This is a genomic window from Pseudoalteromonas sp. BSi20495, assembly GCF_000241185.1.
In the GTDB taxonomy this organism is placed as follows: domain Bacteria; phylum Pseudomonadota; class Gammaproteobacteria; order Enterobacterales; family Alteromonadaceae; genus Pseudoalteromonas; species Pseudoalteromonas fuliginea.
This window is the reverse complement of the sequence record NZ_BADY01000117.1, coordinates 20,771-37,378: the sequence shown is the minus strand read 5'-3', so window position 1 is coordinate 37,378 and position 16,608 is coordinate 20,771. Positions and strand designations below refer to the sequence as shown.

Sequence of the window (16,608 nt, the reverse complement as noted above, 5' to 3'; positions counted from 1 at the left end):
GCAACTATTTGTATTAAATCGTTATATGTTCGTCAATTCGAGCTGTTTTACAGGAATATGATTGTATTTTAATGCGTGCTTTTGTTAAAGTCCCGCCTGTCCTATCCTGTAGGACATCCTGTTGATGATGCATCTGAAAGGGTGCAACAAATTGATAGCTTCTCCCCAGTTTGCTATACCGGCCTACCAACTTGTTTGGTGGGCCGTTTTTTGTTTTACACCTGAAAATCCTATCTAAAAAATTATTTATTGCGCTATACCTATTGTATTATTCATTCGTCATTTCGAGGTGGTTTGGGTACATCGCAGGTGATACCATCAAAGTAATATTATTATTTTCATTTTATTACTAAGGAGTGCGTTATGTTTAAAGCATTAGCTATTGCAGGTTTTTCTTTATCAAGTTTAGTTATTTCTAATGTTGCTCAGGCCGATTGGCAGCTAGTGAATGATAAAAGCCAACTAAGCTTTGTTTCAATTAAAAAAGATTCGATTGCTGAAGCTCACCATTTTACTAACCTTGAAGGTATGCTTTCTGATAAAGGTGAGTTTAGCGTTAATGTTGATTTAACATCAGCCGAAACTCTAATTCCTATTCGTAATGAGCGTTTAACAGCAATATTATTTGAAGCAGCTAAATTCCCCAATGCTGTTTTAACTGCAAATTTAACTAAAGAGCTGAGTAATCTTAAAAAATCTGGTCAATATGTATTGAAAGGTATTGAAGCGGAACTTGATTTTCATGGTAATAAAAAATCATTGGCTATTGATGTACTCGTTAATAGCACGCAAAGTGGCGATTTAACCGTATCATCATTAACACCTATTATTATTAATAGTAGTGATTTTGGTGTAACTGAAGGCGTTAAACAACTGCAAAAATTAGCGGGTTTACCTTCAATTGCAACAGCAGTACCTGTTACGTTTGCAATTACACTTAAAAAACAGTGATTTCTTTAAGTGAGCTTAGCAAGCGATTAAGCGAGCCAAGCAAACCTTTTAATAGTTGGCAGCCTAACCATTGTGGGGAGTTGCCAATTGTTATTAATAATGAAGGGAAATGGTTTTACGATGGCAGCGAAATAACACGCCCAGCCATGGTGAAGTTGTTTGCTTCTGTATTGTGTAAAGAAGGTGAGCAATTTTATTTAAAAACACCTGTCGAAAAAATAACAATAACGGTTGATGATGCGCCGTTTATTATTGTTGATTGGCGTTTTGAAAATACAGCGCAAGGACAGGTGTTGTGTTGTATTGATAATCTAGCTAGGCAGTGGCTGGTTAGCGCTCAGCAGCCCTTGCATATAAAAGACTACAAAGGTTCAAAGGTGCCTTATTTAAAGCTACCGTATGGTTGTAGTGCGCGAGTTTCACGCAGTGTATTTTATCAGTGGGCTGAAAAAGCCGAGTCTGATAAGCTCGGCTATTTTATTAAATCTGCCAAAGAGCAGTTTTATTTATCCTAACACCAGATCTTAAGCCTCTGGGTTAGTTTCGTCAGTGACTACTTCATCAGTAGGTGGTATAGCAATCACAGGTCCTAAAAACCATTCATCTAGCTTTTTAGCTACTTCTGGTAAACCCGTGCCTTTTAATGATGAAAATGCATGAACTGTAATATCCCCATCAAGCGTGCTTAATTCACGGCGAACTTGCAGTACTTGTGATTTACGAGGGCCTTGCTTTAGTTTGTCGGCTTTAGTTAATAGTGCTAATACTGGAATTTCACTACCAATTGCCCAGTTAATTAAATCACGGTCTAAGTCTTTTAATGGATGACGAATATCCATTAAAATAACAATACCTTTTAAGCTTTGACGCTTTTGTAGGTATTCGCCTAACGACTTTTGCCATTTCTTTTTCATTTCGATTGGTACTTTAGCAAAGCCATAGCCTGGCAAATCGATAAGGCGCATATCGTCAACATCCGCTAAATCGAATGTATTGATTAGCTGGGTACGCCCAGGTGTTTTACTTGTACGTGCTAGCTTTTGATCGGTTAATGCATTTAATGCACTCGACTTACCTGCATTGGAACGACCGGCAAACGCAACTTCAATTCCCGTATCAGCAGGTAATTTAGTAATGTCGGGAGCGCTTGTTACGAAAGACGCAGTATTATATTTGATACGAGATTTGAGCACAGGCTCTCCTAAAACTTAAAAAAATAACGTTGAGTAAACCAAATTCACTCAGGGCACGTATTTTATACTATAAAGGATGTATTAAAAAGCGTATTTAACCACCTAAAAACAGTACCTATGGTACATTTAAAACATGTTAAAGCTTAATCTAAGTCAAAACCCTGTAAATTATAAGCTTAATATGTGTAGAAAACGTGCCAGAGAATTTATTATCGTGTAGAATATATGTATTACAGCATCACGATTGTAGATGATACAGGGTCGGAAACAGAGAATTCACCATGAAAAAAATAGCACTATCTTTAACAATATTGCTTGGTGCGTTGTCAGCAAGCAACGCAACAGCATTTGATGGCGATGTAAACGCAGGTAAAGAAAAATCAGCAACGTGTGCGGCTTGTCACGGCCCAGACGGTAATGCGCCGGTTAATATTTACCCTAAAATTGCAGGTCAACATCCAGATTATATCCTTAAGCAACTTCAGGATTTAAAATTAGGTATGACGTCAGGCGGCAAAGAAGGGCGTATGGATCCAGTAATGAGCGCTATGGCTATGCCACTTAGCGAGCAAGACATGAAAGATCTAGCAGCTTATTTTTCTTCAATGAACATGACCGAAGGTGCTACACCTAAAGATGTCGTTGATGTTGGCGAAATGCTTTTTAAAGCAGGCGATGCAGAGCGTGGAATTCCATCATGTGCAGCATGTCATGGTCCACGTGGTAACGGTTCGTCACTTGCTAAGTTTCCAAAAATTTCTTTTCAGCATCCAGGATACATCAAGTCTCAACTTGAAAAATTCCGTGATGGTACTCGTCATAATGACCTAAATGGCATGATGGGCGATATTGCAAAAAAATTAACAGATAAAGACATTGAAGTACTTTCTCAGTACTTAGGTGGTTTACACTAAAGTCGTATTTATTTATTTTTAATTAATGAATAGACTACAATATGTATAAAAAAGCAGCTTAAGCTGCTTTTTTTGTGTCCGAAATTAGCGATATTACCGTTATGCTTTGTAAGACATTGACCATGCAGTGGTGTGAGAAAAGTCTTATTTTAAATATTTTTTTTTCATTAACTCATTGTAATTTAAAATAAGTTAAATTTGTTAATGTATGTAGTGTAAGAAAAAAGATATAAATTAGTTGTAACAAAATTATTAACGAGTAGATTAACCCCTGTCGCAAAAAAAACAATAAAAAAACGGAAATAGCTATAAGGAAAGTAGCGCGGCACGACTACATAGCACAAGATTGGTGCTACTAAAGGAAATAATAAAAAAGAGTCAGGAAGACCGATAATAATAAAAACTCATGGAAGTTTAATAATAAAAACAAAATGGAATGCTACAAGGAACGTAAAAATAATAACAATACGGACTGATAATAATAAAAATAATAAAGACTAAAAAAAGTCGAAGGGAGAAGTGTCCAGATAATGGCGCTCAGATTAGCAGGCGGTAGAGATGTTTTCTCTACCGCCTTTTTATTTGTCCTGTTACAATACCCACCGTTTAATAACTAGCAGTAAGCTAGTTTAGGCGCTATAACACAGAGAAGCCCAACCTCTGAAGCGCAAACTGAATTCTTCTGGCTATGCCAGCATTGCGATGCCCATTAATTTGCGCCTCGCTCAAAACCTCTTAAGTGAGACGATCAAGATATGAGTAGAACGAAAAAGTCACGCAAAAGCCCAGCAAATGGACCTGTACGTTTAAGCCAAGATAAGCTTAAAGAGATGCGTGCGTTAAAAGAGCAACGAGTTAAAAAAACCAAAGGCGCTAAGCCTGGTTCGCGTAATGCACCGGATGCATTAAATGGTGATAGCCAAAATTCACAATCAGGTTCTAGAGATAAGCGTATTGGTAGTAAAAAACCAGTGCCATTGGTTGCAACTGCTGTTGAACCAAAAGTAGAAATGAAACGTAACCTGAAGCCAACTATTGAGCTTAAAAAAGTTGTACAGCCAGAGTTTACACCAGAGCAAGAGCTTGAAGCGCTTGAGAACGATGTGCGTTTACTTAAATTAGTTGAGCGCCATGAAGGTGGTGAATTACTAACAGGCAAAGATGCTAAATATTTTAATAGCCGCATTGCTCGTCATCAAGTTTTATGTGAATTGTTAGGTCTTGAAGACGAAGATGAACCAGAGCTTGAAGATGACTTTAGTGATGAAGACAAGTCAAATTCTGACTTTGATCAGTATTTATCAAATGATCTAGCAAATGAATGGCTAGATGATGAAGAAGACAAGTAATTAATAAGGGTAATTAATGAGTACCGCGGTAATTTTAGCCTTACTTTTAGGCGCTGCTATTATAGCTGGCTTGGCATTTTATGCAGGTCAGTTATTGTATAAGTTAAATGCGCAAAAAAAGTTAATTGCGAAGGCGCAGACTGAGAAAAAGCAAAAGCTTGAAAAGTCTCGCTTAGAGCGAAATGCAAAACTAGCCGATAGTATTCATTTAATTGCGCGTGCAATGAATGAAGAGCAGTGTGAGCCTTCTGAAGGCTGTTTACGTATTTGGGTACTTATGTCTCAATATGGCTTTGAGAGCGAGCGTGATTTAACGGCGCTGTATCCTGGCATTCATCAAATGTACCAGGTAGTTAAAGAGATGCCGACGCACGATGCACGTAAAAAATACTCTAAAAAAGAGATTTTTAAGTTAGATAAGGCTCGCTGGCACGCAGAAGAAACACTTAAAGATGAAGTTAAAGCCGATTGCGCTAAAATTATCATTGAATTTAAAGCCGCTCCTGGCAGCGATAAAGTAGTTTTTAACTAGCTTTAGTTTTTCGAGTACTCAAAAAAAGCAGACCTTGGTCTGCTTTTTTTATGCGTAAAAATTTTCATACTAATTGCATTAAATTAGTATCAGTTAAATCACTCGTGAAAAACGCGTCGCATTTATTTGTTTTTGTAAATGAGCATCGAAGCACATACAAATAATACGAATGAATAAGTTTCCGCGTGGTGTTACGCTAATCTTATTATCAATTATAGTGACTAGTTCATCTTTTATAAGTGGCGCAAGCGCTACTAATGCACTCTCAAAGTAGTCATTAAATATAAGCGCGTGTTTTTCACTAAAGTCTTGTATATTTAATTCAAATTGGCAAATGAGCTGTTTAATTGCATCAGCACGAATTACATCATCATGTGTTAAGTGCATTCCTTTATTAAGAGCACTGCCGCTTTGTGTTTCGATGCTGTGGTAATAATGTTTTAATTCTTTTTGATTTTGTAAAATGGCAGTGCCAATTTGCGAAATTGATGACACGCCTAAACCTAATAAATCACAATTTCCATGGGTTGTATAACCTTGAAAGTTACGATGTAACTTGCCTTCATTTTGCGCAACAGCTAGTTCATTATCAGTTTTTGCAAAATGGTCCATACCAATAAATTGATAGCCTGCCTGCGTCATTTGCTCCAAGGTATTTTTAAACATGGTGAGCTTGTTATGTGCACTGGGTAAATCGGTATCTTTAATCTTACGCTGTGCGGCAAAGCGCTCTGGTAAATGCGCATAGTTAAACACTGATACTCTATCAGGGCTTAGCTCAATAAGTTGCTCTATAGTTTGCCTAAAGCTCTCTGGTGTTTGCAGAGGAAGCCCGTAAATCATATCTGCATTAATAGATTGAAACCCCAGCTCGCGAGCTTGTGTAATTAATTGCTTAACGATATTTGCATTTTGCGGGCGATTAACAGCAAGTTGTACGTCATCGTTAAAGTCTTGTATACCAAACGAGACGCGGTTAAAGCCAAGTATTCTTAAATCAACAAGCATATTATCGGCAAGTGAGCGTGGGTCTATTTCAATGCCGCGCTCTGTTGTGCTTGTAAAATTAAAGTGTTGCTCTAAAAGCTTAATTAAACGGGTCATTTGTTTTGCGGTTAAAAAGGTGGGAGTACCACCCCCCAAATGTAATTGCTCAACCGTGTAGCTTTTAAATAAAGGCGCTTGGGCAGTAATTTCTTTTGCTAAAAAGTCGAGATACGTATCTGCCTTAGATTGATGGCGGGTAATTATTTTATTACAACCACAGTAGTAGCACAGCTGACTACAAAACGGGATGTGAATATATAAAGAAAGAGAGCGACTTGTTGATGATTCTATAGCGCTTAGTAGGTCTTGTTGCTGGTACCCGTCACGCAGTGATAAAGCCGTGGGATAAGAGGTATAACGCGGACCAGACACATTATATTTGTTTATTAGGGTTTCATCCCATTGTGGAAGTTTAATCATCACGCGCACCTAAGTATTTATTTAGGGGGGATTATAAAAAAGTACGCAGTGAGGCGGTTTGATCTATAACAAAAAAGGCGCCGAAGCACCTTTTTTAATAAAATATCAATTAATGCGGTCTAATTAATACGTAACAGTATGGGCATCTTTGAGATATTGAAATAACTCTTTATAACCTTTACCCGGCTTTTCAGCTTTCGCTTCTTTTGCCGCATTACGAACCAATTGACGCATTTGCTGACGATCAAGAGACGGGAACTGCTCAATAGTCTCATTGATAAGGTCATCACCTTGTTCAATTAGGTCTGAACGTAGTTGCTCAATTTTTTTGACCAATACTTCAGCTTGGTTATTTTTATTAAGCATTACATCGATAATCGCTTTAATATCATCAATGTTTTCTACAGTACGCAGTGTTTTAGCGATGTAGTTTAAGTGGCGGCGGTACGCGTCGCTTTTGTTACTTATTTTATCAGCAACAACCATCGCTTCTTTTAAATCGTCATTTAATGGCAGGCGTTCGCGCTGTTTTTTACCCATTTTGGCAATTTCAGTACCTAACTGATGAAACTCTTGCGCTTCGCGTTTAAGCTCCGTTCTTGATACATATTCAATTTCTTCTTCAATTTCAGCAGGCTTGCCTTTTTTCTTTGCCATGGGGTGCTCTTAAATAAAAATAACTTTTACCATTATACATGAATATGATACTTAGGAATATTAGCTGATGTGATGCATTGAGTGTGTTAGCATTTAAATATAAGAAATGCGTGCATTATGCCTCTAAGGCTCAGGACTTAATTTATGAAAAGCCAACAAAACGATCCAATTTATTCTCAAATATCGCAAGTTAAAGATGCGGTATCAGAAGTACTCGAACATGCTAAAAAATTAGGTGCTACAGCTGCAGAAGCTGCTATGTCTAGCACGTCTGGTTTATCGGTTAGCACACGAATGGGTGAAGTAGAAACCATTGAGTTTAACCAAGATGGCGGCTTAGGCATTAGTGTATATGTTGGTAACAATAAAGGTTCGGCGTCGACGGCTGATTTAAATCCAAAAACATTGCGCACGGTAGTCGAAAAAGCGATTGATATAGCCAAATTTACATCGGATGATCCATTCAACGGCGTTGCTGATAAAGAGTTACTTGAATTTAATCCTAAAGATTTAGATTTATACCATCCTTGGGATGTAAGTCCTGAGGAAGGTATTGAGCTTTGTCATGCTGCTGAGCAAGCTGCATTAAATGCAGACGAGCGCATTGTTAACTCTGATGGTGCGAGTTTTTCATCGCATCAGGGATTACGTGTTTATGGTAACAGCCACGGTTTAATTGCAGGCTTTCCACGTACTCGTCACAGTATTAGTACTATGGTAATAGGTCAAGATGGCGAGCATATGCAGCGCGACTCTGCTTATACGGTTGCACGCGATCAGGCTGGTTTAAATGATGCGGCGGCAGTGGGTCTTGAAGCGGCAGCTGAAACTTTGGCTAAATTAAACAGCCAAAAGTTAGGCACAATGAAAGTGCCTGTTATTTTTAGAGCCGATATTGCAAATTCATTGTTTGGTCACTTGGTGTCGGCAATTGGTGGTGGCGCGCTTTATCGTAAATCAAGTTTTTTACTTGATAGCTTAGGCACTCAGGTATTTAGTAATTGTGTGAATATTGCTGAGCGCCCACATATTTTAAAAGGGTTGGCATCGTCACCGTTTGATAGCGAAGGTGTTAAAACATTCGATAGAGAAATTATTCAAGGCGGCGAGTTACAAACGTATTTATTAGCAAGTTATGCCGCGCGTAAAATGAACATGACGCCAACAGGACATGCTGGCGGTATACATAACTGGCTTGTTGAGCAAACTCATAACGATTTAACTGCACTATTAAAAACGATGGGCACTGGCTTATTAGTTACAGAGCTAATGGGGCAGGGCGTAAATACCGTAACGGGTGACTACTCTCGTGGTGCTGCTGGTTTTTGGGTTGAAAATGGTGAAATCCAATATCCTGTAAGTGAAATTACCATTGCTGGTAATTTAAAAGATATGTTTAAAGGCATATCTGCTATTGGTGGTGACATAGAGCGTCGTGGTGGTATTCAAACTGGCTCAGTATTAATAGAGCAAATGCAAATAGCTGGCGCGTAGTACTAATACGCAGTGTATACTTAGACCCAGAGTATTATCTCTGGGTCTAAGTGAGCTTTTACGAGGTGTAAAATGGCTAAAGATAGATATGCACCAAAACCGCTAACCGATATTATGGCGGGGTTAAATAATCGTTTATCGGCTTATGCAGGCAAAAGCCAAGCACTTGATACACAGCAAACACTACTTAAAGATTTTTTAGGTCCTAAATTGGGTGATAAATGCCGAGTCAGTAATTACCGAGACGGCACGCTAATGATAGAGGCGGTATCTGCACCTATCGCGCTTAGGCTTAATTATTTAAAAATGGATATGCTTTCACACTTTAGAGCAGCTGGAATGGCAGAGCTCGGACAAATAAAAATAACTGCAAACCCTCAAGCAACTCAAAGATTAAGTACAGCGAATAAGTCGGGCAGTCCTGCAGTTACCAACTCACGTAAAATGAGTGAGCAAACAGCGGATTACTTAAACGCGATAGCATCGTCTGCGCCCCCTTCATTAAAAGAAAAACTAGAGCGTTTAGCGCTTCACGGAAAAAATAAAAGCAAGCCTTAACTACCCACTATCTTGTTATTGGTGGGGCTAATTTGGCAGCTCACCGCATTCAAAATACTTTGTTACATATTCCATTTTATTGTTGGTCTAATGAGGTTTATGATACTGCGTGGTGTGCTTTATTATTTAAAGCTCCCTTGATACCCATTCCATTAAGTAAAAGCGTACAGGCAGTGCTATTTTTACTCCTGCTATATTCAAGAATTTAATGGAGTTGGTATGTGATACCAACCTGCATAAATCTTTGATCAATTTAACGAATTAAATTGCACTATAACGTCGTTAAAAATTTTTTATTTAGAACAACTAGATACAAAAACTTTTGCCTAGTTCTAGCGTAATTTTCTTAACGTTAAATAGACCCCATACATAAGCAGATTGGTATGATTTAATTCTAACTAACAAACGGAATAATTATGAATAAAGTAACAATGGCTGCTGCAAGTATCGCACTTGCGCTTGGCTTGGTAGGTTGTGGTGAAAAACAACAAGAAACTAAAGTAACCGACACTCCAGTAGTAACAGCACCCGCTGAAAAACCACTAGAGCTTGGTATTGAATTAGCTAATATGGATAGTTCAGTACGCGCACAAGACGATTTTTACTACCATGTAAATGGTCATTGGTTAGCTAAAACTGAAATACCAGGTGATAAATCTAACTACGGTTCTTTTTCGCAGTTATATGATGAGTCGCAAAAAGCGATGAAAATAGCCCTTGAAAGTGCAGCCGCAAACAAAGCCGCTAAAAAAGGCAGTGATGAGTACAAAATTGGTGCATTTTATAAAAGCTATATGAATAAAGATGCGCGTAATGAGCTAGGTATTACGCCATTACAACCGTCATTAGATACAATTGATAGCGTTAAATCTAAAGCTGATTTAGTGGGTTTAATGGCTAAAATTCAAAAACAAGGCGGTACTTTACCGTTTGGTTGGTTTGTAAATAACGATGCTAAAAATTCAAGCGAGTATGCATTGTATTTATCTCAGTCGGGTCTTGGTTTACCAGATCGTGACTATTACTTAAAAGATGACGAAAAATTCACTAAAATTCGCGCTTCTTACGAGCAATATATCACTGATGTTTTAGCAAAGTCAGGCGTTAAAAATGCAGCAGAAGCAGCTAAGAGCGTACTTGCATTTGAAAAAACACTAGCTGATGCTCAGTGGAGCCGTGTGCAAAGCCGTGATGCAACTAAATCTTATAACAAGATGACAGTAGCAGATGCAAGCAAGTTGATGGGTGACCTTGATTTAGCTGCATTCTTTAAAGATGCAGGCGTGAGTGCAAGTGACATTATTGTACGTCAACCAAGCTACTTAGAAGCACTTGCTACTATTTACAAAGACACTGATTTAGCGACGTGGAAAAACTACTTAAAATTTCATTTTGTAAGTGGTTATGCAGAGCTACTTAGTGAAGATTTAGTTAACCTTAACTTTGACTTTTACAGCACAACACTTCGTGGCGTAGAAGAACAAGCACCTCTTTGGAAGCAAGCGGTTGATGCATCTAACAGTGTACTTGGTGAAATTTTAGGTAAGGTATACGTTAAAGATAACTTCCCGCCAGAAGCTAAAGCACGCATGGAAGAGCTAGTTGATAACGTAATTAAAGGTTATGGCGTTGCTATTGAAAATCTTGAGTGGATGAGCCCTGAAACAAAGCTTGCAGCGAAAGAAAAACTAGACAAATTTACACCTAAAATTGGTTACCCAGACACGTGGAAAGATTACTCAGAGCTAGATATTAACTCAGATGAGCTAGTAGGCAATTACATTCGTTATAGCGAATGGGCATACGCAGACATGATTGCTAAATTGGGTAAACCAGTTGATCGCTCTGAGTGGCACATGACTCCGCAAACAGTCAATGCGTATTACAATCCAGTAAACAACGAAATTGTATTTCCAGCCGCTATTTTACAACCGCCATTCTTTAATTTAGAAGCGGATGATGCTGTAAACTACGGCGCAATTGGTGCAGTAATTGGGCATGAGCTTGGTCATGGTTTTGACGACCAAGGTGCTAAATACGACGGTGATGGCAACTTACGTAACTGGTGGAGTGAGACTGACCTTAAGCAATTTGAAGAGCGTACAGCGGCTTTAGTTGCACAGTATAACGAATATAAACCGTTTGAAGATGCAAGTGTTAATGGCGAGCTAACGCTTGGCGAAAACATTGGTGACTTAGGAGGCTTAACGGTTGCGCATAAAGCGTATATGCTGTCTTTAGGTGATAAAAAATCACCAGTGATTGATGGTTACACAGGCGATCAACGCTTCTTTATGGGTTGGTCACAAATTTGGCGTCGTAACTATCGCGATGAAGAGTTACGTAATCGTTTATTAACAGACCCTCATTCACCAAGTCACTACCGTGTAATCGGTATCTTGTCGAATATGCCTGAGTTTTACGAAGCGTTTGACGTAAAAGAAGGTGATAAAATGTATATCAAACCAGAAGATCGCGTAAAAATCTGGTAATTTACTAAATAGACCGATTTAAAGTTAACAAAAAACCAGTAAGTTTTTAGCTTACTGGTTTTTTTGTATCTTGAATTTGTAAATAACCTGAACTATGGATAATAAATCTATCTCAAGCAGCTATTTTCAGCGCTAACTGCGTTGAATTTACTTGCAATAGGCCAGCTATTGACGCGTAAATTCGCCTTGTTTTCACTAAAAATCTCTGGCTAGAGAAAATAAATTTAAATATCACCATGATTCAATACGTTAATAAATCTCTTAACCAGAGTTCAGGTTAAATAAGCTTTAGCTCATTAAGCATTGGTGCATCCATTTTTCGTTACTGAGTACGTTTTTATAAAGCGCGAGTTGGTTTTGTGCTCGCTCTAAATTATGCTCTGCATGAGCCACTTTAAAGTACACATCGTTATTTAAATAATCAGTTAAAAAGCGCACACTTAACATGAGCGGCATTATTTTAGCGCCTAGCAGCAGGCTTTCTTGTTCTTTTGTACTCATGCTACTTTTTAATGGCGTTACATAGCCTTTAACAATGGCTGAAAATATATCTTTTCGAATAACAACGTTGCGTAAGTTTGTTGAATCCTCTGCTTCGGGGGAGCAGAAAGTGCGTACCATGTCGCCAAAATCATAAAGCCGAAATCCCGCCATACAGGTGTCTAAATCAATCACTGCTTTTGCTTTGTGAGTTGTATTACAAAACAGCATATTATTTATTTTTGTATCGTTATGACACACTCTAAGCGGTATTTGCTTAGCTACCTGACTAAGCTCAGTAATTAAATGCTGCTGCGTTAAGCAATATTCTATTTCGTCAGCGCAGTGCTTTACTCTATTTACAGAGTTATTTGTGATTGCGGTATTTAATTGCTCAAAGCGCATCGCTAAGTTATGAAAATCAGGGATTACAGTGTGTAACTGTTGCGCATTAAAATCTTGTAATGCATGAGCAAATACGCCAAAGGCGTAAGCCGCTTGCTCGCTCTGCTGGGTATTTTTAACAACGTCTTCGCTGTAGCTACCGCTAATATAATTAAGGACGCGATAATACGCATTATCAATTTTTATTAAGTGTTCGTTGTTTTGTATGGCTATATGCTTAACTGTTTCAAGGGGGTAGTTGCTTTGTAGTTGTTTGGTATTTAAATGCTGCTCAATTAGTCTTGCATTACTCACTAACTGAGCAGGGTTTTTAAATACCTCAGTATTAAGTTTTTGCACAATAAATTGTTTATCAATACTTGTAAGTAGCCATGTACTATTTATATGACCGCTACCAATCGCACTAACTTGAGTTAACTCAGGGGGCAGTGCTAACAGTTCGCTTAGCTTATTTTGTATTGAGATATTCATTGTGCTCACCTATGCCCTTTTTTATGCGTATCGGGCAACTATTTTTTCGATAATTTCAGCATTCGCTTCAGGAAAATCATAATTTTCTAATTCACTAATTGCTACCCATTCGCTAGGTTGCCCTTCAGCGCCATGTGCCTCACCGCTAAAGTTACTTACTACGTGTACATCTAATTTAACGCATTTATCGCCGTAGTCATGTTCAATCACCATCAGTTGGCTAGAGCTGTGAATAGTTAATCCAACTTCTTCAATAAGCTCGCGTTTAAGTGCAACAAACACACTTTCTCCAGTTTCTACTTTGCCACCAGGAAATTCCCATAAACCGCCTTGATGTTGTTCATCTGCGCGTTTACAAATGAATATAGCGTTATTTTTCTTAATAACACCAACAGCTACATGTACAATTTCTATAGTCATTACTTTAAAACTCCATAAAAAAAAGCGACGCTAGCGCCGCTTTTTAATAAGCTAATAACAATACTGGGCTATTTTAATTTACCGCAACATTGTTTGAATTTTTGACCTGATTTACAAGGACAAGGGTCATTACGACCTACTTTTGGTTCTGTACGAGCCATTACAGTAGCTGTTTCTGGTGCTGGCGCTTCGCCACCTACTTGCTCAGCTTCTTCATGTTGGTATTCGCGAGGAGCATTTTCACTTTTACGGTGTTGCTCTTCTACTTTTTCAACATCTTCTTCTGCGCGTACTTGTACTTTACTTAGGATGCTTACAACATCTACTTTCAAGTTTTCAAGCATTTCAGAAAACAGCTCAAACGATTCACGCTTATACTCTTGCTTAGGATTCTTTTGCGCGTAACCACGTAAATGAATACCTTGACGTAAGTGATCCATAGCAGCAAGGTGATCTTTCCAATGCTGATCAAGACTTTGTAGCATAATCGCTTTTTCGAATTGACGTAAAACAGAATCGCCAACTTGCTCTTCTTTTTGCTTGTATGACTGCTCAACCGCCTGCTCAATACGCTCACGAAGTTTTTCTTCGTATAGTTTATTGTCATCTGCTAACCACTGAGTGATTGGCAACTCAAGTAAGAAGTCTTGTTTTAAACGCTCTTCAAGGCCAGGAATATCCCACATTTCAGCAAGGCTTTGTGGTGCAATGTATTGATCAATTACACTAGCAAGAACATCACCACGAATTGCTGTGATAGTCTCTGAAATATCGCCTTCTTCAAGTAGCTCATTACGTTGAGAGTAAACAACGCGACGTTGATCGTTTGCTACATCATCGTACTCAAGCAATTGCTTACGAACATCAAAGTTACGTGCTTCTACTTTACGCTGTGCATTTTCAATCGCACGGTTTACCCATGGATGTTCAATTGCTTCACCGCGTTGCATACCTAGTTTACGCATCATGTTAGTCATGCGTTCACCAGCGAAGATACGCATTAGTGCATCGTCCATCGATAAGTAGAAACGGCTAGAACCGGCGTCACCTTGACGACCAGAACGACCACGTAATTGGTTATCTATACGACGAGATTCGTGACGTTCAGTACCAATGATATGTAAACCGCCAGCATCAATTACCGCATCATGGCGAATTTTCCAAGCTGCTTTAATTTCAGCAATTTGCTCAGCAGTTGGGTTCTCAAGTTTTTCAACTTCACTGTTCCAGTTACCACCTAACACGATATCGGTACCACGACCGGCCATGTTGGTTGCAATTGTTACTGTACCTGGTAGGCCAGCATCTGAAACGATATCTGCTTCTTGCGCATGAAATTTGGCATTAAGTACGTTGTGCTTAATTTTTTCTTTGCGTAAAAACTGCGATAAATACTCAGAACTTTCAATTGAAATAGTACCTACAAGTACCGGTTGTCCGCGGTCTTGACAGTCTTTAATATCAATTAAAATTGCTTCGTATTTTTCTTCTTGCGTTAGGTAAACTAAGTCGGCGCGATCATCACGAACCATTGGCTTATTAGTTGGCATAACAACAGTATCTAGACCGTAGATAGATTGAAACTCAAAAGCTTCAGTATCGGCAGTACCTGTCATACCTGCTAATGTTTCGTATAAACGGAAGTAGTTTTGGAACGTAATAGATGCAAGTGTTTGGTTTTCGTTCTGAATATTTACACCTTCTTTAGCTTCAACAGCTTGGTGTAAACCTTCTGACCAACGACGACCTTCCATTGAACGACCAGTATGCTCATCGATAATGATTACTTCGTTTTCTTTTACTACGTAATCAACATCTTTTTGGTATAGCTTGTGGGCACGAAGGGCCGCATAAACGTGACTTAGTAGCGTAATGCTTGCTGCTGAGTAAAGCGAATCGCCTTCTTCAATTAAGCCGCGTTCAGTAAGTAGCTCTTCTACTTTAATTTGACCACGTTCTGTTAAATGAACTTGCTTAGACTTTTCATCAATAGTGTAATCGCCATCGCCTTCAACTCCTTCTTCGTCTTCTTTTTCTTGAAGTTCAAGTAAAGGAACGATGGTATTTATTTCAGTGTATAGCTCAGAGCTGTCCTCAGCTGGGCCTGAAATAATAAGCGGAGTACGCGCTTCATCAATTAAGATTGAATCCACTTCATCGACTACGGCATAAAATAATGGACGCTGAACACGTTCATCAATGCTAAAAGCCATATTATCGCGAAGGTAGTCAAAACCAAATTCGTTATTTGTACCGTACGTAATGTCAGCAGTATAAGCTAGCTTCTTCTGCTGTGGCATCATACCCGGTACGTTACAGCCTACAGTAAGGCCTAAAAATTCAAATAACGCACGGTTGGTTTCAGCATCACGTTTAGCAAGGTAGTCATTCACAGTAATTACGTGAACACCTTTGCCTGTTAAGCCGTTTAAATAAGCTGGTAGGGTAGCTGTTAGTGTTTTACCTTCACCGGTACGCATTTCTGCAATGCGACCTTGATGTAAAACCATACCACCTAATAACTGCACGTCGAAATGACGCATGCCATTTACACGCTTTGACGCCTCACGTACCACAGCAAAAGCTTCAGGTAGGATATCGTCAAGGCCTTGTCCGTTATCGTAACGTTCTCTAAACTCAGCTGTTTTAGCTCTTAAATCTTCATCAGAAAGCGCTTCAAGTTGCGTTTCTAGCGCATTGATTAGCGCGACCGTCTTTCTTAAGTTTTTAATAGTGCGGTCATTGCGACTACCAAAAAGCTTGGTAAATAAATTAGATATCATGATAAAACCGTTACAATGTATTCTTTGTCAGCCGAGTATCGGCTAACCCATTTTTAACAATTGGTAATTAATATGTGCTTTTAAATAACACTTAGAACATATTAATTAGCAATATTGTATTAAACCGCTCAAAAAGCACTGTTTATTACGTGCGCTACTATACCAGACTCTGCCAAACAACAAACTATCTCAATAAAAAGATCTGTGTATAAAATCGAAAAATTTGATCTGGTTCGTAAAAATAACTTTGTATTACTCAATTACAGTAAAAATAGTAGCGAACTGTAAAGATATGGTGCTAAATAAATTAAAAACAAGGGGACATTCATGCTTAAATTTAACGCATGGATATGGATTCTAAACGCGCTATTTTTGCACCTAATCTATTTGATTAACCAACAACAATACTTCAAAGATGATTGGTTGGTTTTTGTATAATAAT

14 protein-coding genes are annotated in these 16,608 nt (G+C 38.5%); 8 read left to right on the top strand and 6 right to left on the bottom strand.

Annotated elements, in window-relative coordinates:
- Nucleotides 1-363 precede the first annotated feature (363 nt).
- Nucleotides 364-951 (top strand): YceI family protein, encoded by a 588-nt coding sequence (locus P20495_RS05855; RefSeq protein WP_008137693.1) that lies wholly within the window; start codon nt 364-366, stop codon nt 949-951.
- On the top strand, nt 948-1,466 hold the full coding sequence (locus P20495_RS05860) for a DUF1285 domain-containing protein (RefSeq protein WP_008137692.1): 519 nt from the start codon (nt 948-950) through the stop codon (nt 1,464-1,466). Before P20495_RS05855 ends, P20495_RS05860 begins: the two co-directional genes overlap by 4 nt.
- Nucleotides 1,467-1,475: 9 nt before the next feature.
- Here P20495_RS05860 and yihA read toward each other — a convergent pair whose 3' ends face one another.
- Nucleotides 1,476-2,144, bottom strand: a complete 669-nt coding sequence (yihA, locus tag P20495_RS05865; RefSeq protein WP_008137691.1) for a ribosome biogenesis GTP-binding protein YihA/YsxC — start codon at nt 2,142-2,144, stop codon at nt 1,476-1,478.
- A gap of 281 nt (nt 2,145-2,425) precedes the next feature.
- Between yihA and P20495_RS05870 the strand changes: the two genes are divergently transcribed.
- From P20495_RS05870 to P20495_RS05880, 3 genes are all read left to right on the top strand, one after another.
- Nucleotides 2,426-3,058, top strand: coding sequence for a cytochrome c (locus P20495_RS05870; protein WP_007377271.1), 633 nt, complete (start codon nt 2,426-2,428; stop codon nt 3,056-3,058).
- 755 nt (nt 3,059-3,813) lie between these two features.
- Nucleotides 3,814-4,407, top strand: a complete 594-nt coding sequence (yihI, locus tag P20495_RS05875) for a Der GTPase-activating protein YihI (RefSeq protein ID WP_007377270.1) — start codon at nt 3,814-3,816, stop codon at nt 4,405-4,407.
- A gap of 16 nt (nt 4,408-4,423) precedes the next feature.
- The gene (locus P20495_RS05880; RefSeq protein ID WP_008137690.1) at nt 4,424-4,939 is read left to right on the top strand and encodes a DUF2489 domain-containing protein; all 516 of its coding nucleotides are present in this window, start codon (nt 4,424-4,426) and stop codon (nt 4,937-4,939) included.
- A gap of 93 nt (nt 4,940-5,032) precedes the next feature.
- On the opposite strand, the gene hemN is transcribed toward P20495_RS05880, so the two are convergent.
- Together hemN and yjgA are read right to left on the bottom strand one after the other, a co-directional pair.
- Nucleotides 5,033-6,406 (bottom strand): oxygen-independent coproporphyrinogen III oxidase, encoded by a 1,374-nt coding sequence (hemN, locus tag P20495_RS05885; protein WP_008137689.1) that lies wholly within the window; start codon nt 6,404-6,406, stop codon nt 5,033-5,035.
- A gap of 123 nt (nt 6,407-6,529) precedes the next feature.
- The gene (gene yjgA, locus P20495_RS05890; protein ID WP_008137688.1) at nt 6,530-7,063 is read right to left on the bottom strand and encodes a ribosome biogenesis factor YjgA; all 534 of its coding nucleotides are present in this window, start codon (nt 7,061-7,063) and stop codon (nt 6,530-6,532) included.
- 144 nt (nt 7,064-7,207) lie between these two features.
- On the opposite strand from yjgA, the gene pmbA reads away from it, so the two are divergent.
- From pmbA to P20495_RS05905, 3 genes are all read left to right on the top strand, one after another.
- The gene (pmbA, locus tag P20495_RS05895) at nt 7,208-8,557 is read left to right on the top strand and encodes a metalloprotease PmbA (RefSeq protein ID WP_008137687.1); all 1,350 of its coding nucleotides are present in this window, start codon (nt 7,208-7,210) and stop codon (nt 8,555-8,557) included.
- 72 nt (nt 8,558-8,629) lie between these two features.
- Complete coding sequence (locus P20495_RS05900) at nt 8,630-9,115, top strand: DUF721 domain-containing protein (RefSeq protein WP_007377265.1); 486 nt, start codon at nt 8,630-8,632, stop codon at nt 9,113-9,115.
- 416 nt (nt 9,116-9,531) lie between these two features.
- Nucleotides 9,532-11,607 (top strand): M13 family metallopeptidase, encoded by a 2,076-nt coding sequence (locus P20495_RS05905; RefSeq protein WP_008137686.1) that lies wholly within the window; start codon nt 9,532-9,534, stop codon nt 11,605-11,607.
- A gap of 288 nt (nt 11,608-11,895) precedes the next feature.
- On the opposite strand, the gene P20495_RS05910 is transcribed toward P20495_RS05905, so the two are convergent.
- From P20495_RS05910 to secA, 3 genes are all read right to left on the bottom strand, one after another.
- Nucleotides 11,896-12,963, bottom strand: coding sequence for a phosphotransferase enzyme family protein (locus P20495_RS05910; protein ID WP_008137685.1), 1,068 nt, complete (start codon nt 12,961-12,963; stop codon nt 11,896-11,898).
- Nucleotides 12,964-12,984: 21 nt separating this feature from the next.
- On the bottom strand, nt 12,985-13,383 hold the full coding sequence (gene mutT / locus P20495_RS05915; protein WP_008137684.1) for an 8-oxo-dGTP diphosphatase MutT: 399 nt from the start codon (nt 13,381-13,383) through the stop codon (nt 12,985-12,987).
- Nucleotides 13,384-13,451: 68 nt separating this feature from the next.
- Nucleotides 13,452-16,166 (bottom strand): preprotein translocase subunit SecA, encoded by a 2,715-nt coding sequence (secA, locus tag P20495_RS05920; protein WP_007582061.1) that lies wholly within the window; start codon nt 16,164-16,166, stop codon nt 13,452-13,454.
- Between the last annotated feature and the right edge of the window lie 442 nt (nt 16,167-16,608).

Coding starts and splice junctions, on each gene's coding strand:
- P20495_RS05855 (WP_008137693.1), top strand. CDS start 364: ATGTTTAAAGCATTAGCTATTGCAGGTTTTTCTTTATCAAGTTTAGTT.
- P20495_RS05870 (WP_007377271.1), top strand. CDS start 2,426: ATGAAAAAAATAGCACTATCTTTAACAATATTGCTTGGTGCGTTGTCA.
- yihI (WP_007377270.1), top strand. CDS start 3,814: ATGAGTAGAACGAAAAAGTCACGCAAAAGCCCAGCAAATGGACCTGTA.
- P20495_RS05880 (WP_008137690.1), top strand. CDS start 4,424: ATGAGTACCGCGGTAATTTTAGCCTTACTTTTAGGCGCTGCTATTATA.
- hemN (WP_008137689.1), bottom strand. CDS start 6,406: ATGATTAAACTTCCACAATGGGATGAAACCCTAATAAACAAATATAAT.
- yjgA (WP_008137688.1), bottom strand. CDS start 7,063: ATGGCAAAGAAAAAAGGCAAGCCTGCTGAAATTGAAGAAGAAATTGAA.
- pmbA (WP_008137687.1), top strand. CDS start 7,208: ATGAAAAGCCAACAAAACGATCCAATTTATTCTCAAATATCGCAAGTT.
- P20495_RS05900 (WP_007377265.1), top strand. CDS start 8,630: ATGGCTAAAGATAGATATGCACCAAAACCGCTAACCGATATTATGGCG.
- P20495_RS05905 (WP_008137686.1), top strand. CDS start 9,532: ATGAATAAAGTAACAATGGCTGCTGCAAGTATCGCACTTGCGCTTGGC.
- P20495_RS05910 (WP_008137685.1), bottom strand. CDS start 12,963: ATGAATATCTCAATACAAAATAAGCTAAGCGAACTGTTAGCACTGCCC.
- mutT (WP_008137684.1), bottom strand. CDS start 13,383: ATGACTATAGAAATTGTACATGTAGCTGTTGGTGTTATTAAGAAAAAT.
- secA (WP_007582061.1), bottom strand. CDS start 16,166: ATGATATCTAATTTATTTACCAAGCTTTTTGGTAGTCGCAATGACCGC.